This window comes from Nostoc sp. UIC 10607 (genome assembly GCF_047228265.1).
Lineage (GTDB): Bacteria > Cyanobacteriota > Cyanobacteriia > Cyanobacteriales > Nostocaceae > Nostoc > Nostoc foliaceum_A.
Genome location: NZ_JBIQNW010000244.1, coordinates 1 through 488, shown reverse-complemented (window position 1 = coordinate 488; position 488 = coordinate 1). Strand labels below are relative to the sequence as shown.

Here is a 488-nt window from a genome sequence, read left to right as displayed (position 1 = left end):
CAACAGGTTGCCATTTGCCCCGAAGGTAAGACGAGTACATCTTGGACACCTGCAATCGATGGTCGAGACAATGAGGTGATTAAAATTAAGTTTGCACGAGCTGACTGCGCCACTTGTCCCAGCCTGCATCTGTGTACTCGCACCAAAGAAAAGCGACGGCTGGTTACACTTCGTCCAGAAGCACAGTACAAAGCATTGCAAACTGCACGAAAACAAGCAATGACCGACGACTATAAAGCAGACTATGCTCGTCGGGCTGGAATTGAAGCAACTCTCTCTGAAAGCATTCGCGCTCATGGACTCCGCCATGCTCGATACATTGGATTAGCGAAAACTCATCTGCAACATTTGATGACAGCAACAGCAATTAACTTCAAGCGCATATTTCACTGGCTGTCCGCTATTCCACAAGCGACCACGCGAACTTCGCAATTTGCAAAGCTTATGGCTCAGTCGTTAGGTTAAGTAATATTTCGCCAGCAGTATCA

The 488-nt window shown here is 47.3% G+C and carries 1 protein-coding gene; it reads left to right on the top strand.

Annotated features, from left to right (window positions below):
• A partial coding sequence (locus ACEYW6_RS36615; RefSeq protein ID WP_412983668.1) for a transposase occupies positions 1-465 on the top strand: 465 nt, incomplete at its 5' end.
• Between the last annotated feature and the right edge of the window lie 23 nt (positions 466-488).